Here is a 16,135-nt window from a genome sequence, read left to right as displayed (position 1 = left end):
TCAACAGCGGGCGGCGGATCCACGACATCCACTGTCCGTTGGCAACAAAACCCGGTACGACTCACGTCGCACCGGGTATTTTTTTGTTTGAGCCCTGAACGATCAGGCAGCCAACTGCAGAATCAGCCAGGCATTCGCCCCGCTGATGATCACAAACAGTCCCCACGCGAGAACCTTGGTCGGCAACCGGTTCACAAACGGCCCCATCAGCTGTTTGTCGTTGGTCATGCGAATCAGCGGATACAGCGCAAACGGCAATTGCAGGCTCAACACCACCTGGCTCAGCACCAACAACTTGCCCACCGCGCCGTCGCCCATCAGCCACACGCCGATGAACGCCGGGATCAGCGCCAGCCCACGGGTAATCAGGCGCCGCTGCCAGCATGGGATGCGCAGGTTCAGATAGCCCTCCATGATCACTTGCCCGGCGATGGTGCCGGTGAAGGTCGAACTCTGCCCCGAGGCCAGCAGCGCCACGCCGAACAGCACACTGGCCAGCGCGCCGCCCACCAACGGGTCAAGCAAATGATAGGCGTCCTGGATGTCGACGACGTCGGTGTGCCCGGACTGATGAAAGGCTGCCGCCGCGAGAATCAGGATCGCCGCGTTGACCAGCAACGCCAGCGCCAGCGAACCGATGGTGTCGATGCGCGCCAGTTTCACCGCGTCCTGCTTGCTGGCCAGATCCTTGCCGATCAGTCGCGTCTGCACGATTGAGGTGTGCAGGTACAGGTTGTGCGGCATGACGGTGGCGCCGAGGATGCCGATGGCCAGGTACAACGGCGCCGCATCGCTGATCGCCGACAGTGACGGTTTGAAGCCCAGGGCAACGTCCGGCCAGTAAGGTTTGATCAGCAGCAGCTCTACGAAGAAACACGCGCCGATGGTGCCCACCAGCACCAGCATGATCGCTTCCAGGCGGCGGAAACCACGGTTTTGCAGGGCCAATACCAGCAGCGTATCGAATGCGGTCAGGGCGATGCCGAATGTCAGCGAACACCCCAGCAGCAAGTGAAACGCCAGCGCGCAGCCGAGCACTTCTGCCAGGTCGGTCGCGATGATCGAGATTTCCGCCAGCACCCATTGCAGCCGCGCCGTCGGAGTGCTGTAGCGCTCGCGCGACAGCTGCGCCAGGTCGCGCCCGGTGGCGATGCCCAGCCGCGAACACAGACATTGCACGACCATGCCCGCCAGACTCGCCAGCAGCACCACAAACAACAGGCTGTAACCGAAGCGCGAACCGGCCTCGATGGCGGTGGCCCAGTTGCCCGGATCCATGTAGCCGATCGACACCAACAAACCGGGGCCGGCAAAACGCAGCACGCGTTTGAAGAACGAGGCATTGGGATCGACCGGGACACTGCCGGCCACCTCCGGCGGGCAGAACGGCGCCGTGGCGATTTTGGGCAAGCTGAATTTCACGCACACATCCAGAAACAAGTCGAAAGACGCAGCTTAGACGTTTCAGTCGGCATGCCCAAGAGCAGATGTGCTGTGCTCAGGGTTTCGCATTGCCAAGCAATTGCTGGCGCAATTCGGGGCTGCGCGTGCGCGGGTCGAGCCAGATGTCGAAAAACGCCCGGGCAAACTGCGGATCATCGATTTCATGCTGCAACTGTTGGCCGACAAAGAACCGCGCGCCCTGCCCCGGCAGATACACCCCGGTGATCCGCGTGCCAGCCTGGACGTCGACGAACGATTGCTGCATCTGGGTTTGCCATACGGCCAGTTGCACCGGGCTGAGGGACGCACCGGCCAGACGCCTGATCTCATCGACGCTGGCCTTCACCAGATCGTCGCGAGAAATGGAGCGTCGGTAGATCAGCTCAAGGGCAAACGGTTGACCCTCGGCCAGCGGTCGCGCCGCGCTCCACAAGCGGGCGTTGTAGACGTCGAAACCGAACACGCTGAAATCGCCGGTGCCGATGATCTGCGCGCCCGGCACCGCGTCCTGCCAACTGGCCCAGGTGGGTGTCAGCAACAAGGCCCACAAGCCGATCCCGCAGCATCCACGCAACACCTTCGGTGTACTGCTCATCGCGGCATCGACTCCGGTAAACCCTGATACTCAGAGCATAGTCCGCTATTGCGCTCGTCATTTTGTATACATGTTTTGCATGCATATGCAGCAATCCGCGAACGACAATGCTAACGTGGCCCTCATTGAACCCCACGGAGACACCTGCGTGCTGATCCTCAAACTGCTGCTGATTCCCGGTTTTTTGCTGCTGATTTCCCTCGCGGGCAAGCGATGGGGCCCCAGCGTTGCCGGGTGGCTGTCTGGATTGCCGGTGGTGGTCGGACCGATTCTGTTTTTTCTTGCCATCGAGCAAGGTCCGGCGTTTGCCGCGCAATCGGCGGTCGCGGCGCTGTCGGCCATGTTTGCGATGATCGCGTTTTGCGTCACTTATGCGCAGGTGGCGCAGCGGGCGAACTGGCCGCTGGCATTGGTGGTTTCCTTATCGGTCTGGGCCGTGCTGGCGCTGATTCTTTCGCTGATCCCTGCCTCTCTGCCGTTCTCGGTCGCCGCCGCCGCGACTGCCCTTCTTGCTGCGCCGTACCTGTTTCCCAAGGTGCAGCCGGTGGTCAGCGGCCCGGCGCCGAAGTCGGACAAACTGGTCTGGCGGATGATCGCCGGGGCGGCGTTGACGCTGGTTGTGACGATGCTGGCCAGCACCGTCGGCGAGCGCTGGAGCGGTTTGCTCGCGGTGTTCCCGGTGCTCGGCAGCGTGATGGCGGTGTTTTCCCAGCAGACCCGTGGTCCGGCGTTTACCGCTGCGTTGTTGCGGGCGACGGCGACGGGGATGTATTCGTTTTCGGCGTTTTGTCTGGTGTTGGCGCTGACGGTTCCAAGCCTGGGCTTCAGCGGTTTCGTGGTGGCCGTGGCCGTTTCGGTAGCGATGCTGGGCGTCACCCGGCAGTTGCTGGCCAAACCCGCGCCGGCACCGTCGCCGAACTGACCCCGACCGGACAAACCGCTCTGGAGTGCCGGGCACGCTCCATGGGATGATCGCCGCCCAAGCGCGACCATCCCTCGGAGATTCGAATGTCATTGCTTAGCAAGAAAGCCGTCGTCCTGTTGTTGGCGGCGGTGGCCGGTTTCGGCGCCATCAATGCTCAGGCAGCCAAGGCCAAAGAAAAGGCTGTCACCGAGAAAGTCTCGATGCTCGACGGCAAATTCAGTTTTGTCCTGCCCAAAGGCTTTGTCGGCGACCCGCTGCCAGCTGGCCCGACCGGCGCCAAGGGCATGATGTACACCAACGATGCCACCAAGACTGTGGTTATTACCGCCGAAAACCAGATTCCCGAAGGCAACAACGTCAAGGACAACGACAGTGCGTTCCTCGACGGCACCGTCTCCGATTTCATCGACGCCCAGCGCAAGGCGATGCCGGACTTCAACAAACTCAGCGAAAAGAGCCTGACCCAGAAAGGTAATGGCCTGGGCTTGCGTCAGGTAGACAGCACCGCCACCCAGGGCGGCGGCCAGACCCTCAACACCACGTTGCTGGCCGGTTCCGGCACGCGCATGGCGCTGGTCCAGGTGATTTCCCGGGCCAGCGACAAGAGCGGTCACGAGGCGCTGGTGAAAACCATCCTCAAGGAAAAGTGATTTTCAGGGATTGAGTTGCTGCAACCAGTCGTTCAGATCTCGCAGTTCGGCCGCGCTGATGCTGTGGCCGACGCCGGGATAGGCATGAAATTGCGGTTTGTACGACAGCTTCTGCAACAACGCATCGGCCTCGGTACCACCGCTGTAAGGCACACGGTCATCCGCCGTGCCATGGCCGATGAAGATTTCCAGCGGCGGATGCTGTTGCTCTGACTTCAGTTCGCTCTTGAGCACCGGCAACACCCGCCCGCTCAATGCCGCGATGCCACCCACCGCCGCCGGCTGCCGCAGCCCGACCTCGTAGGTCATCATCGCGCCCTGGCTGAAACCGATCAGGTACACCTTCTCCGGTTGCGCGTGATATTTCTGCGCCGCAGCGGCGATAAAGGCCCGCAGTTTCTGGCTGCTGGCCTTCAGATCATCAGTCTCGCCGTTGTAGGCCCCTTCGCCTTTCTTGCGAAACCACTGGAAACGCCCTTCCCCCAACGCCATCGGTGCCTGCACCGACAGGTAGTTGTACTGCTTGGGCAGCTGAAATTTCATACCGATCAAGTCTGCTTCGTTGCTGCCATAGCCGTGCAGGAAAATCACCAGCGGACGCGGTTCTGCGTCCGGGTGCACCTGGGCCAGGTAGTTGAGCGGCAGATCGTTTTGCAGCGAGGTCTGAGCCTGAACGGCAGTGGACGCGAGCAGCGTCAACAGCGCAAACACCTTCAACATAAGCCTTCCTTCACACAGTGCAGGGTTCGGGGCAGAGCCTAACACTGTCTGTCCAGCTATTGCGGTGCCGCTGACATCGCCATCGCGGGCAAGTCGAAACGTCGAACCGCAGCTCCCACAGTGACGGTGCAGTCGCATGCGATCAATTGTGGGAGCGGGCTTGCCCGCGAAGAGGCCATTAAATTCAGCGAAGATCCTTCAGTCGTTGATCAGCTTCCCGACTCGAATCGGCTCGCGCCCCGCCACTTTTGCCTGCCAGATGCCTGGCTGGGTGTAACGCCCACGGTCGATGGCGAACAACACGCCGCTGGTGCCGGCGCGCACGGTGGTCACGCGGTCGTTCAGCGGATCGACCACTTCGAACAGCGCATCACCGCGCTCAACCCTCTCACCGGCATTGCGCAGGAAACTCACCACGCCGTGGTGCGGAGCGAACAGGTATTCGGTGCCTTCGAACGGCATGCCTTCGCAGCATTCGTCCGGCGCTTTCGGCCATTCGCCGCTGATGAAGCCCTGTTCGGCCAAAAAGCCCAGGATCGCCTCGCAATTGGCCTGAGCCTGATCGACGCGGGTGTCGCCCATGCTGCCCAGTTCCAGGGTGGTGGCGAGGTTGGCCGGCGGAATCGCCGCGTTCGGGAAGGCCCGGGCCAGGCGCAACCACGGCGAGGAGCAGGATTCATCGAACGAACTGCCGCCGGAATCTTCACACAACAACGCCACGCCAGCCTTCAGGCGTGCGGCGAGGGATTGCCACTGCGGCCAGTGTTGCGGCAATGCGTAAATATGAATCGCGGCGTCGAAATCGCAATGCAGATCGAGGGTGATGTCGGCCTCACAGGCGTGGCGCAGCAACAGACGGTGCAGCGCTTCCAGTTGCGAGGCCGGGGCTGGCAACTCATCGAGCACTTGGCCCATGGTCTGGCGGATCAACGCAATGTTGGCTTGGGCATCACCGCCCAACTGACTCCCGATGCGCTCGGCCACCGGCGCACTGAGTTCGACGAAGGAGCGGTTGAAGTTCTTGCCGCTGCCCAGCTCAAAGCGGCCCATGTGGCTGCCTTGCAGGTGCTGATCGAGGCCGATCGGGTTGGCCACCGGCACCAGTTCGATCACGCCTTGCAACTGGCCGTTGCTTTCCAGTTCGGCCAGGCGCTTTTTCAGTTCCCACGCGGTGCGCATACCCGGCAGTTCATCGGCGTGCAGGCTGGCCTGGATGTAAACCTTGCGCGGGCCGGCGCCGTAACGGAACACGCTCAGGGAACGTTCGCTGCCCAAGTGGCTCCAGGGCAGAAGATGATCGATGCGTTGCATGGGGAACTCCGGAAATTCTGTGGTCGCTGCCAACGCAGTGACCGCATTGAAAATGTGCTGACAGGATAAATCACGGGCGAAAAAAAAGTGGCCACCGCATGAACGGGGCCACTTTTTTCTACGGCGTATTAATGGCCGTACACGTCAAAGTCGAAGTACTTGTCCTGCACTTGCTTGTACTTGCCGTTGGCGCGGATTTCGTTGATGGCGGTGTTGAATTTCTCCGCCAGCTCGGTATCGCCTTTACGCACTGCGATACCGGCGCCACCGCCGAAGTATTTGGCGTCTTCGTAGGTCGGGCCGACGAATTCGAAGCCTTTGCCGGCGTCGGTTTTCAGGAAGCCGTCGCTCAGGTTGACCGAGTCGGCCAGCATTGCGTCGATACGACCGGACACCATGTCCAGGTTGGCTTCTTGCTGCGAGCCGTAACGCACCAGTTCGATCCCGGCCGGTACCAGCACTTCGGTGGCGTAGCGGTCGTGGGTACTGGCACGCAGCACGCCGACTTTCTTGCCTTTTAGCTCGACCAGCGGGTCTTTCACGCCGGAGCCTGCCTTCATCACGAAGCGCGCCGGGGTGTGGTAGTACTTGATGGTGAAATCGACGTTTTTCTTGCGGTCGTCAGTGATGGTCATCGAGGACAGGATCGCGTCGATCTTCTTCACTTTCAGCGCCGGGATCAGGCCGTCGAACTCTTGCTCGACCCAGGTGCATTTGACTTTCATCTGCTCACACAGCGCGTTGCCGATGTCCACGTCGAAACCGGCCAGTTTGCCGTCAGGGGTTTTCATCGAGAATGGCGGGTAACCGGCTTCGATACCGATACGGATCGGTTTGGCGTCTTCGGCCACAGCGGTCAGGGACAACATCGACAGTGCCAGGGCACCGAACATAACCAGCTTTTTCATTTATTACTCCCGTGTGCGGAGGCTTTTATTGGCAGCTTTCGATTGTCAGGTTCGGCCTTGGGCTGTGTAGCGCAAAGAGACCGAAGTGGCCGGCAGTCTATGGCGGCGCGCACAGGGCAAATTGTGTTTAAGCGACAAATACTTACAGAAAATCGGCGAGTGCCATCATGTAGGAAAAGTGTGCGCCAGAGCGGTGCAAGCCCTGTAGGACAAAGCCGACAAAAGCTGCCGCCGAAGCGGCAACCCTCTGGCTATCAGCAATCGCAAGCGATCGGCGCGGTGGCGGCGCGTGGTGCCGAAACACTCAACTGGAAGCCTTCATCCAGCCAGCCGGTCACCCCGCCGATCATCTCCTTGACCGGATAACCCAACGCCGCCAGCTTCACCGCAGCCTTGTTGGCGCCATTGCAGTGGGGGCCAGCGCAATAAACCACGAAAAGCCTGTTTTTCGAGTAGTCCGCCAGCCCTTCCGCTGTCAGCAAACGCCCCGGAATATTGATCGCCCCCGGGACATGCCCACGCTCGAAGGCCAGCGGCCCGCGCACATCGACCAGTACAAAATCGATCTCGCCAGCCTGTTGGCTGCTGAAGACGTCGGAACAATCGGTTTCGAATGTCAGACGATTGCTGAAATGCATCAGGGCAATGGCCGAAGGGGCGGCAGGAATTTCGCGAACCAGGCTGGGCATGTTGAATCACTCCTTTGTCTGTGGGGATGAACAGACTTTATCGAGCCGTCGCTTGCCGCTACAGTGGCGTACAAGACACTCACCGGGAATTTTCCGCCAAATGCCTGACTCATCTGAATTGGTCGCGATTCTGGCCTACGACGGCCTGTGCACATTCGAGTTCGGCATCGCCGTGGAGATCTTCGGCCTGGCCCGGCCGGAGTTCGATTTCCCGTGGTACGAGCACTGCATTGCGGCAGTCGATCAAGGCCCGATGCGCGCCATGGGCGGGATCCAGGTGCTGGCCGATGGCGGTCTGGAGCTGTTGGCGGATGCGCGCACCATTATCATTCCCGGCTGGCGCGACCGCAGTGCGCCGGTGCCGGAAGCCTTGCTTGAAGCATTGCGTGATGCCTATTCACGCGGCGCCCGGTTGTTGTCGATCTGCTCCGGGGTGTTCGTGCTGGCCGCCAGCGGATTGCTCGACGGTCATGGCGCGACCACTCACTGGCGCTACACCACAGAACTGGCCGAGCGCTTCCCGGCCATCGATGTCGATCCGGATGTGCTTTACGTCGATTCCGGCCAGTTGATTACTTCTGCCGGCAGCGCGGCCGGGATCGACGCCTGCCTGCATCTGGTGGCGCGGGACTTCGGCACCCAAATCGCCAACTCGGTGGCGCGACGGCTGGTGATGTCACCACAACGAACCGGCGGTCAGGCGCAATTCATTCCGACGCCGGTCAGCCCTACGCCGCGCAGTGACCTGTCGCGCGTAATGCAGTGGGCCCGCGAGCGCCTGCACGAACCGCTGGAAGTGCGCGATCTGGCCAGCGAAGCGGCGATGAGCGAACGCACTTTCCTGCGCAAATTCAGCGAAGCCAGCGGTCAGTCACCCAAGGCCTGGTTGCAACACGAGCGTCTGGCCCGGGCCCGGGAATTGCTGGAAAGTACGCCGCAGAACACCGAGCAGATTGCCCTGCGCTGTGGCTATCGCTCGGTGGAAAGCTTTCGTGTGGCGTTTCGCAGCGTGGTCGGGGTGCCGCCTTCGGTGTATCGCGAACGCTTTGGTCGAGAGATCAAGGCTTGCGCAGCAGATAGGTGTCCATGATCCAGCCATGCCCGGCCCGCGCAGCCTTGCGCACCCGTTCTATCTCATCGGCAACGTCGCCGAGCTTGCCATGGATGAGGATTTCATCCGGCGTGCCGAGGTAGGCGCCCCAGTAAATCTCTGTCTCCTGATCCGCCACACGGTGGTAGGAATCTTCCGCGTCGAGCATCACCACCAGACTGTCGGTGTCACTCACCTGCCCCGCCGCCAGGCGTCGGCCGGTGGTGATTTCAATCGAGCGGCCGATGGTGTTCAACGGCACCTTGTGTTGTGCCGCCAAGGCCTGAACGCTGGTAATGCCCGGAATGACTTCGAATTCAAACTCACATCGCCCCGAGGCCAGAATCGCCTGCAGGATGCGAATCGTGCTGTCGTACAACGCCGGATCGCCCCACACCAGAAAACCGCCGCACTGCCCGTCGGACAATTCGTCATTGATCAGCCGTTCGAAGGTTTGCTGCTTGGCGCGGTTCAGATCATCGACGCTGGCGTTGTAGTCCACATCGCCGCGCTCGCGCTCCGGGCTGTGGGCTTCGGCGAAACGGTACGTACGATCGGTGATGTAGCGCTCGCAGATTTCTCGCCGCAGGTCGATCAGCTTGTCCTTGCTCTGGCCCTTGTCCATCAGGAAAAACACGTCCACCCGGTTCAGCGCCTTCACCGCCTGCATCGTGATGTAGTCCGGGTTGCCGGCACCGATGCCGATCACCAGCAATCGCTTCATTACTCTGCTCCTTCCAGGTTCATGCCGGACAAGCGTAGCCGCCAGCGCCCGGTAAACCGCAGATCGACCGCCGCCAGCGGCTCGACATCAAGGCTGTGAAACGCCTCTCCCTGCACGACCTGCATCAATGCAGCGCGAATCACGAATGGATGGGTGACCGCCACCACGTGGCCCGACGTGGCTTGTAGTGCAACCAGCCACGCGGCCACTCGTTCGCGCAGTTGCGCCACCGACTCGCCGCCATGGGGTGCGGCGTGCGGGTCATCGAGCCACGCTTGCAATGCCTCGGGTTCTTTTCGTTGCAAGTCCTTGATTGACTGACCTTGCCACCGTCCCCAGTCGCAATCACGCAGGGCCTCGTCAATGCATGCCTCAGGGCCAAACCACGCCGCCGTCTGGCGGGTACGCAATTCCGGAGCGCAAATCAGACGGGATGCCTTGTCGAAACGCGAAGCCAATGAGCAGGACGTCAGCGCCGTTCCTTCAACAGGTTCGTTCGTAGGAAAACACGCCAATTTTTGTGCGACGGTTCTGGCATGGCAGATCAATGTCAAACGGGTGGTCTGCACGGGAAGTCACTCGGCTGGAAGACAGGACGGTCATTGACGGAATCGCTGATGGCGCGGCAATTGTGCCGTAAACCGGGAGGTTCCGGGCAAGTCGATTGGATGATCCGAGCGTGTGAAAGCGGCAATGTCTGACACCACTATGGGCAATGGACTACAACACTGATCGACATACGTGTAACCCTTGCGTTACGGGCATCACGCCCCATTTTGGGGCCAGGTTTAAACGCCGAAAAATTCGCTAGACATGTAGCGTCAGTTACATAAATACTGTTTTAACGGATTGTGAAGCGAATTCAACACCCCATCCAGCAGGAGCCCGGATGCCCCCTTTAAGAGACCTGATCACCGACCCAGGCCTTGACCTGACGCCGTCGGAGCGCAAAGTCGTTCGCGCCTTGCTCGATCAGTATCCACGCAACGGGCTTGGCCCGATGGCGCGCCTGGCCGAACATGCCGGCGTCAGCGATCCGACCATCGTGCGGCTGGTGAAAAAGCTCGGCTTCGGCGGTTACGCCGAATTCCAGGACGCCTTGCTCAGCGACATGGACCATCGCCTGCGCTCGCCGCGAACGCTGTTGCAACCGCGCTCACATCAGAACAAGGACGATGCCTGGAGCCATTATCTGGCTCACAGCCATAACCTGCTGGCCGAAACCCAGGCCCTGACCCAACCGGAAGACGTACGGATCCTCGCCGACTGGCTGCTCGACACCCGACATCAGGTCTACTGCTTCGGCGGACGCTTCAGCAGCCTGATGGCGACTTACCTGCTCAATCATTTGCGTCTGCTGCGCCCCGGTTGCTTTGCGCTGGAGGACAACGCGCAACTGCCCGATCGCCTGTTCGACCTGCAACGCCAGGACGTGGTGCTGGTGTTCGACTATCGCCGCTACCAGACCCAGGCCCTGCGCGTGGCGAGCGCGGCGAAGAACAGCAACGCTCGCGTCGTGCTGTTTACCGACATCTATGCCTCGCCGCTGCGCGAACTGGCCGACATGATCATCAGCGCTCCGGTGGAGTCGGCCTCGCCGTTCGACACCATGGTCCCGGCGCTCGCTCAGGTTGAAGCGCTGATCGCTTGCCTGACCCTGCGCTGCCCGGACCTGGCCGATCGCCTGGAAGGCATCGATGCCCTGCGCAACGACTTCGACACCCACTTGCTTGAGGATAAATAAGGATGTTCAGCCTTCCCCATCGCTCGCCACGAGACCTGCCGTTTGTCACCGACCACACCGCGCTGTTGTTGGTGGACATGCAGCGCGCCTGGCTCGAGCCGCAGTTCGACCCGCACCTCGAAGGCCCGGACGCCGCGTACTTCCTCAACCGCACGCGCTCGCAAGTGGTGCCCAATCAGGTTCGGCTGCTCAACGCCTTCCGCGACGCACGGCAGAACGTGCTGCACACCCTGATCGAAAGCCTGACCGCCGACGGCCGCGACCGCTCGCTGGATCACAAACTGTCGGACATGCACCTGCCCAAGGGCAGCCCGCAGGCACAGGTCATCGCCGAACTGACTCCTGCTGAAAACGAAATCGTGCTGCCGAAGACCTCATCCGGAGTCTTCAACTCGACCAATATCGACTACGTGCTGCGCAACCTCGAAACCCGCCATCTGATCATCGCCGGGATCGTCACCGATCAGTGCGTGGACATGGCCGTGCGCGACGCCGCCGACCGTGGCTATCTCGTCACGCTGGTGGCCGACGCCTGCGCGACCTACACCGAAGCACGCCACGACGCCTGTCTGAACGCGATCAAGGGCTACTGCTGGATCACCGACACCGACACCGTGCTCGGCCGGTTGCAGGAGATGCAACCATGAGCGAACGCCTGTCGCCATTGCCGATGACCACCATCGTCACCACCGACCTGATCGGCGTCACCCGTGGCCGCTCGTTTCCCACCGATGAGCTGGAGCATTATCAGGCCGCCGGTTGTGGCTGGGTGCCGGCCAACAGCGCGCTGACGCCGCAGGACATTATCGCTTCGACCAGTCCGTGGGGCGCTTATGGCGATCTGCGGCTGATTCCCGATCTGGCCAGCCGCGTCACCGTCGGCAACGGCCCGGACGCCGCAGCGCCAGCGCTGGATTTCATCCATGGCGATATCCGCGAAACCGATGGCCGACCATGGGCCGCCTGCCCGCGCACCCTGTTGCGCAACGAGGTCGAGCGCTATCGCGATGAGCTCGGCTTGCAGGTCAACGCCGCGTTCGAACACGAATTCAATCTGCACGCCGGGTTTGCCGAACACCTGGCGTTCTCGCTGGAGGCCCAGCGTCAGGGCGCCGAATTCGGTGGCTGGCTGCTCAGCGCGTTGCGCGCCGGGGGCGTCGAGCCGGAAATGTTCCTGCCCGAATACGGCAAGCATCAATACGAAATCACCTGCCGCCCGACCCTCGGCGTGGCGGCGGCGGATCGCGCGGTCAATGTGCGCGAGATCACCCGCGAAATCGCCCGGCAGATGGGACTGGACTTGAGCTTCGCACCGAAGACCGCCGCCGACGCGGTTTGCAACGGCGTGCACCTGCACATCAGCCTGCTCGATCTGGCGGGTCAGCCAACGCTTTACGACGCCGGCACCAGCAATGGCCTATCGACCCTCGGCCAACACTGGGCAGCGGGGGTGCTGCATTACTTGCCGGCGCTGTGTGCGTTTACTGCACCGACACCGGTGTCGTATGAACGTTTGCAACCCCACCACTGGAGCGCGTCCTACGCCTGCCTCGGTCAACAGAACCGGGAGGCGGCGCTGCGCATCTGCCCGACCGTGAGCCTGGGCAACAAACCTGTGGCGAAGCAATACAACCTGGAATTCCGCGCCATGGACGCCACCGCCTCGCCGCATCTGGCAATGGCCGCGCTGCTGATCGCCGGACGCCTGGGCATCGAGCAGCGTCTGGCGCTGAATGCGATCACCGATGAAATCCCTGATTCACTCAACGACGAACAACGCAAGGCACGGGGCATCGTTGCCCTGCCCGCCTCCCTGGCCCAGGCACTGGATTGCCTGCGTCGCAGTGAAGCGCTGGTCGAAGCGCTGCCAAGCGCGTTGCTCGAGACTTTTTTCGCCCTTAAAACCGAGGAACTGGCGCTGACGGAACAGCTCTCGCCCGCTGACCTTTGTGAGCACTATGCACGCCTGTACTGAATCCGTTGAGCTTGGGTTGTACACCCGACCGGTCTACAACCTGAGCCGTGAAGATTCGACGCACCCACTGATTCTGGTGTGCGAACACGCCAGCCGCTACATCCCCGAGGCCCTGAACAATCTGGGCCTGGATGACACGGCGGCGCGCGAACACATCGCCTGGGACATTGGCGCCCTGGCGCTGGCCGAGCAACTGTCGGAGCAACTGGGTGCGACGCTGCTGAGCGCCAACTATTCGCGCCTGCTGATTGACCTCAACCGCCCCCGGCATGCGCCCGACAGCATTCCGGCGCAGAGCGAGATCTATCAGGTGCCGGGCAACCGCGAGCTCGACGAGGCCACCCGCGAATACCGTCGCCAGTGCCTGTTCAAGCCGTTTCACACGCGGCTGCAACAACTGATCGATACACGTCTGGCCGAAGGTCGGCCGGTGCGGGTGGTGGGGATTCACAGTTTCACCCCGGTGTACTACGGCCAGCCGCGCGAGCTGGAAGTCGGCGTGCTGTTCGGTCAGGCCAGAGCCTACGCCCAACGGATGCTCGACGGTCTGGAGCGACATCCGCTGAAAGTCGCCGGCAACCAGCCGTACAGGATCGACCCGCTGGGTGACATGACCGTACCGGTACACGGCGATGCGCGGGGCCTTGATTCGGTGTTGATCGAAGTGCGCAACGACCTGCTGCGCAGCCCGGAAGCGGTGACCCGCTGGGCGAATTATCTGGCGCCATTGCTGTAAGGATTGTTGTAACCACTGCTGACGCTGTAAACGACGGACCGATATAACAACTAAAACGACCGATTGGCTGACAAGGAGTTGCGCTTCATGGAAATAGAAGAGTTCGGCTACAAACAGGAGTTGAAACGTAGCCTGACACTGACCGACCTGGTGGTGTACGGGATGATCTTCATGATCCCCATCGCCCCGTTCGGCGTGTATGGCTACGTCAACGCCGAGGCACCGGGGATGGTGCCTCTGGCGTACATCATCGGCATGGTGGCGATGGTCTTCACCGCGCTGAGTTACGGCAGCATGGCCCGAGCCTTTCCGATTGCCGGATCGGTGTATTCCTACGCCCAACGGGGCCTGAATCAACACGTCGGCTTCATCGCCGGTTGGCTGATGCTGCTCGACTATCTGCTGATTCCGCCGCTGCTTTACGTCTATGCGGCAATGGCGCTCAACCACTTGTACCCGGACATCCCGAAAGTCGGTTTCATTCTGGCGTTCCTGGTCAGCGCGACCTTCGTCAACCTGCGCGGCATCACCTTCACCGCTCGCATGAACATCCTGTTCCTGCTGGCGCAACTCGTGGTGCTGGGGATTTTCCTGTTTTACGCCTGGAATGCCCTGCACAACGGCGGCGGCAACGGCCAACTGACCTTGGCGCCGCTATATCACCCGGAAACCTTCAACTTCGCCCTGCTGATGCAAGCGGTGTCGATTGCGGTGCTGTCGTTCCTCGGCTTCGATGCGATCTCCACCCTCGCCGAAGAGATCAAGGGCGATCCGGGCCGCAGCGTCGGCAAAGCGGCTTTGATCACGCTGGTAGTGATGGGGGTGATTTTCGTTGCGCAAACCTGGATCGCCACCGATCTGGCAGCGGGCATGGGCTTCAAGTCCGCCGACACTGCGTTCTATGAAATCGCCGAAATCGCTGCCGGCAGCTGGCTGGCGACCCTGACCGGCGTGGCCACGGCACTGGCCTGGGGCGTGGCGGTGGCGATCACTTCGCAAGCGGCGGTTTCGCGCCTGCTGTTCGGCATGGCCCGCGACGGCAAGTTGCCGAAAGTGCTGGCCAAGGTCCACCCAAAACACAACACGCCCTACCTGAGCATTTATCTGGTGGCGGTGCTGTCGCTGGTGATCTGCTACCTGTTCATCAATTCGGTAGACACCCTGACTTCGCTGGTCAACTTCGGCGCCCTGAGCGGCTTCATGCTGCTGCACCTGACCGTGATCAATTACTACTGGCGCCGGCAGAAGTCCGGCCAGGTGATCCGTCACCTGATCTGCCCGGTGATCGGCTTCATCATCGTCGCGGCCATCATGTACAACATGGGCGTCGATGCACAGAAACTCGGCCTGATCTGGATCGCACTAGGTCTGGTGTACCTGTTCTTCCTGAACAAGCTCGGCGCCAGTACCGCGCTGCCTGACCCGAGCAATGGCTGACAAGAAAAAGAGCGGCGTCTGACAACAAATCAGGCGACCGCCGCTTTAACGCGTGGAAACCGACAGTGATAGTCAGGTTCGGCGAATGGGCCGAACCTTTTTGATACAGGAGTGCATCCATGCTGGTCTTACGTCCAGTCGAGCCAAACGACCTGCCTCAATTGCAACAATTGGCGCGAGACAGCCTGGTGGGCGTCACATCCCTGCCGGACGACAGCGAGCACCTGGGCGAAAAAATCGCCGCGTCCTGCGCCTCGTTCGACAGCGATGCGGCGGCTCAGGGCCCGGAGAATTACTTCTTCGTGCTGGAAGATCTGGACAACCGCCGACTGGTCGGCTGCTCGGAGATCCTCGCCACCGCCGGCCACGACGAACCGTTCTACAGTTTGCGCAACCGCCACTTCACCAGTGCTTCGCGGGAGCTGAACATCGAGCACGGCGTGCCGGCATTGTCGCTGTGCCACGACCTGAGCGGGCATACGCTGCTGCGTGGTTTTCACATCGACTCGGCGCTGGTGCGCACGCCATTTTCCGAATTGCTGTCGCGGGCACGCCTGCTGTTCATCGCCGCCCACACGCCGCGTTTTGCCGAAGCGGTGATTACCGAAATCGTCGGTTACAGCGACGAGCAAGGGCATTCACCGTTCTGGGATGCACTGGGCAAACATTTTTTCGACCTGCCCTACGTCGAGGCCGAACGCCTGTGCGGCCTGCAGAGCCGTACGTTTCTCGCCGAACTGATGCCGCAATACCCGATCTACGTGCCGATGCTGCCGCAGGCGGCGCAAGACTGCATCGGCCGCGTCCACCCGGACGGACAGGAAGCCTTCGACATTCTTGAGCGCGAGGGTTTTGAAACCAACAGCTACATCGATCTGTTCGATGCCGGCCCGACCCTGTATGCACGCACCGCCAACATCCGTTCGATCGCGCAAAGCCAGACCGCTACGGTTCAGGAGGAACCAGCGATCGATGCTCGCGGTCGCTATCTGGTGAGCAACGATGCTCTGCATGGCTTTCGGGCGGTGGTCGCCGAGCTGGATTACCAGCCCGGTCAGCCCCTGGCGCTCGACCCGGCCCTGTGCGCGGCGCTCGACGTCCGCGCTGGCGGCACGATCCGGGTGATCGCCCTGTGAACCGCGCCCCTATTCAACGACAGTGCCCGAGCAGGCGCGCAAAAGGAGTTGC

17 protein-coding genes are annotated in these 16,135 nt (G+C 61.5%); 9 read left to right on the top strand and 8 right to left on the bottom strand.

Features of this window, described 5'->3' with window-relative positions:
* Nucleotides 1-102: 102 nt before the first annotated feature.
* Both QR290_RS12115 and QR290_RS12110 read right to left on the bottom strand, forming a co-directional pair.
* Nucleotides 103-1,422 (bottom strand): Nramp family divalent metal transporter, encoded by a 1,320-nt coding sequence (locus QR290_RS12115; protein ID WP_115077326.1) that lies wholly within the window; start codon nt 1,420-1,422, stop codon nt 103-105.
* Between the two features lie 76 nt (nt 1,423-1,498).
* Nucleotides 1,499-2,038 (bottom strand): chalcone isomerase family protein, encoded by a 540-nt coding sequence (locus QR290_RS12110; RefSeq protein ID WP_289205011.1) that lies wholly within the window; start codon nt 2,036-2,038, stop codon nt 1,499-1,501.
* Between the two features lie 148 nt (nt 2,039-2,186).
* On the opposite strand from QR290_RS12110, the gene QR290_RS12105 reads away from it, so the two are divergent.
* On the top strand, nt 2,187-2,960 hold the full coding sequence (locus QR290_RS12105) for a hypothetical protein (protein ID WP_289205010.1): 774 nt from the start codon (nt 2,187-2,189) through the stop codon (nt 2,958-2,960).
* Nucleotides 2,961-3,046: 86 nt separating this feature from the next.
* Nucleotides 3,047-3,613: a hypothetical protein gene (locus tag QR290_RS12100; protein WP_289205009.1), complete on the top strand. Its 567-nt coding sequence runs from the start codon at nt 3,047-3,049 to the stop codon at nt 3,611-3,613.
* Nucleotides 3,614-3,616: 3 nt separating this feature from the next.
* Here the strand turns inward: QR290_RS12100 and QR290_RS12095 are convergent, their stop codons facing one another.
* From QR290_RS12095 to QR290_RS12080, 4 genes are all read right to left on the bottom strand, one after another.
* A complete protein-coding gene (locus QR290_RS12095; RefSeq protein ID WP_115077322.1) occupies nt 3,617-4,333 on the bottom strand; it encodes an alpha/beta hydrolase in 717 nt (238 codons plus the stop codon).
* A 198-nt stretch (nt 4,334-4,531) separates the two neighbouring features.
* Nucleotides 4,532-5,644: a succinylglutamate desuccinylase/aspartoacylase family protein gene (locus QR290_RS12090; protein ID WP_115077321.1), complete on the bottom strand. Its 1,113-nt coding sequence runs from the start codon at nt 5,642-5,644 to the stop codon at nt 4,532-4,534.
* Nucleotides 5,645-5,772: 128 nt separating this feature from the next.
* The gene (locus QR290_RS12085) at nt 5,773-6,552 is read right to left on the bottom strand and encodes an ABC transporter substrate-binding protein (protein ID WP_289205008.1); all 780 of its coding nucleotides are present in this window, start codon (nt 6,550-6,552) and stop codon (nt 5,773-5,775) included.
* A gap of 254 nt (nt 6,553-6,806) precedes the next feature.
* Entirely contained in the window at nt 6,807-7,241 is a 435-nt protein-coding gene (locus QR290_RS12080) for a rhodanese-like domain-containing protein (protein ID WP_289205007.1), read from the bottom strand.
* Between the two features lie 100 nt (nt 7,242-7,341).
* On the opposite strand from QR290_RS12080, the gene ftrA reads away from it, so the two are divergent.
* Complete coding sequence (gene ftrA / locus QR290_RS12075; protein ID WP_289205006.1) at nt 7,342-8,331, top strand: transcriptional regulator FtrA; 990 nt, start codon at nt 7,342-7,344, stop codon at nt 8,329-8,331.
* Here the strand turns inward: ftrA and cobF are convergent.
* Entirely contained in the window at nt 8,300-9,055 is a 756-nt protein-coding gene (gene cobF / locus QR290_RS12070; RefSeq protein WP_289205005.1) for a precorrin-6A synthase (deacetylating), read from the bottom strand. The genes ftrA and cobF overlap by 32 nt on opposite strands.
* Entirely contained in the window at nt 9,055-9,624 is a 570-nt protein-coding gene (locus QR290_RS12065; protein ID WP_115077317.1) for a histidine phosphatase family protein, read from the bottom strand. Before QR290_RS12065 ends, cobF begins: the two co-directional genes overlap by 1 nt.
* A 320-nt stretch (nt 9,625-9,944) precedes the next feature.
* Here QR290_RS12065 and QR290_RS12060 point away from each other — a divergent pair, with 320 nt between their 5' ends.
* The 6 genes from QR290_RS12060 (at nt 9,945) to QR290_RS12035 (ending at nt 16,083) form a co-directional block, all read left to right on the top strand.
* On the top strand, nt 9,945-10,799 hold the full coding sequence (locus QR290_RS12060; protein ID WP_085607603.1) for a MurR/RpiR family transcriptional regulator: 855 nt from the start codon (nt 9,945-9,947) through the stop codon (nt 10,797-10,799).
* Between the two features lie 2 nt (nt 10,800-10,801).
* Nucleotides 10,802-11,446 carry an isochorismatase family cysteine hydrolase gene (locus QR290_RS12055; RefSeq protein WP_007956245.1) on the top strand — a complete coding sequence of 215 codons (645 nt, stop codon included), beginning with the start codon at nt 10,802-10,804 and terminating at the stop codon, nt 11,444-11,446.
* Nucleotides 11,443-12,774, top strand: coding sequence for a glutamine synthetase (locus QR290_RS12050; protein WP_289205004.1), 1,332 nt, complete (start codon nt 11,443-11,445; stop codon nt 12,772-12,774). Before QR290_RS12055 ends, QR290_RS12050 begins: the two co-directional genes overlap by 4 nt.
* On the top strand, nt 12,758-13,510 hold the full coding sequence (locus tag QR290_RS12045; protein ID WP_115077315.1) for an N-formylglutamate amidohydrolase: 753 nt from the start codon (nt 12,758-12,760) through the stop codon (nt 13,508-13,510). Before QR290_RS12050 ends, QR290_RS12045 begins: the two co-directional genes overlap by 17 nt.
* 87 nt (nt 13,511-13,597) lie before the next feature.
* On the top strand, nt 13,598-14,947 hold the full coding sequence (locus tag QR290_RS12040; protein WP_085686274.1) for an APC family permease: 1,350 nt from the start codon (nt 13,598-13,600) through the stop codon (nt 14,945-14,947).
* A gap of 119 nt (nt 14,948-15,066) precedes the next feature.
* Nucleotides 15,067-16,083 (top strand): arginine N-succinyltransferase, encoded by a 1,017-nt coding sequence (locus QR290_RS12035; protein ID WP_115077314.1) that lies wholly within the window; start codon nt 15,067-15,069, stop codon nt 16,081-16,083.
* The last annotated feature ends 52 nt before the right edge of the window (nt 16,084-16,135 follow it).

This window comes from Pseudomonas fluorescens (genome assembly GCF_030344995.1).
Lineage (GTDB): Bacteria > Pseudomonadota > Gammaproteobacteria > Pseudomonadales > Pseudomonadaceae > Aquipseudomonas > Aquipseudomonas fluorescens_BF.
Note: the sequence above shows the minus strand (reverse complement) of the source record. Positions and strands in the feature narration are given on the sequence as shown.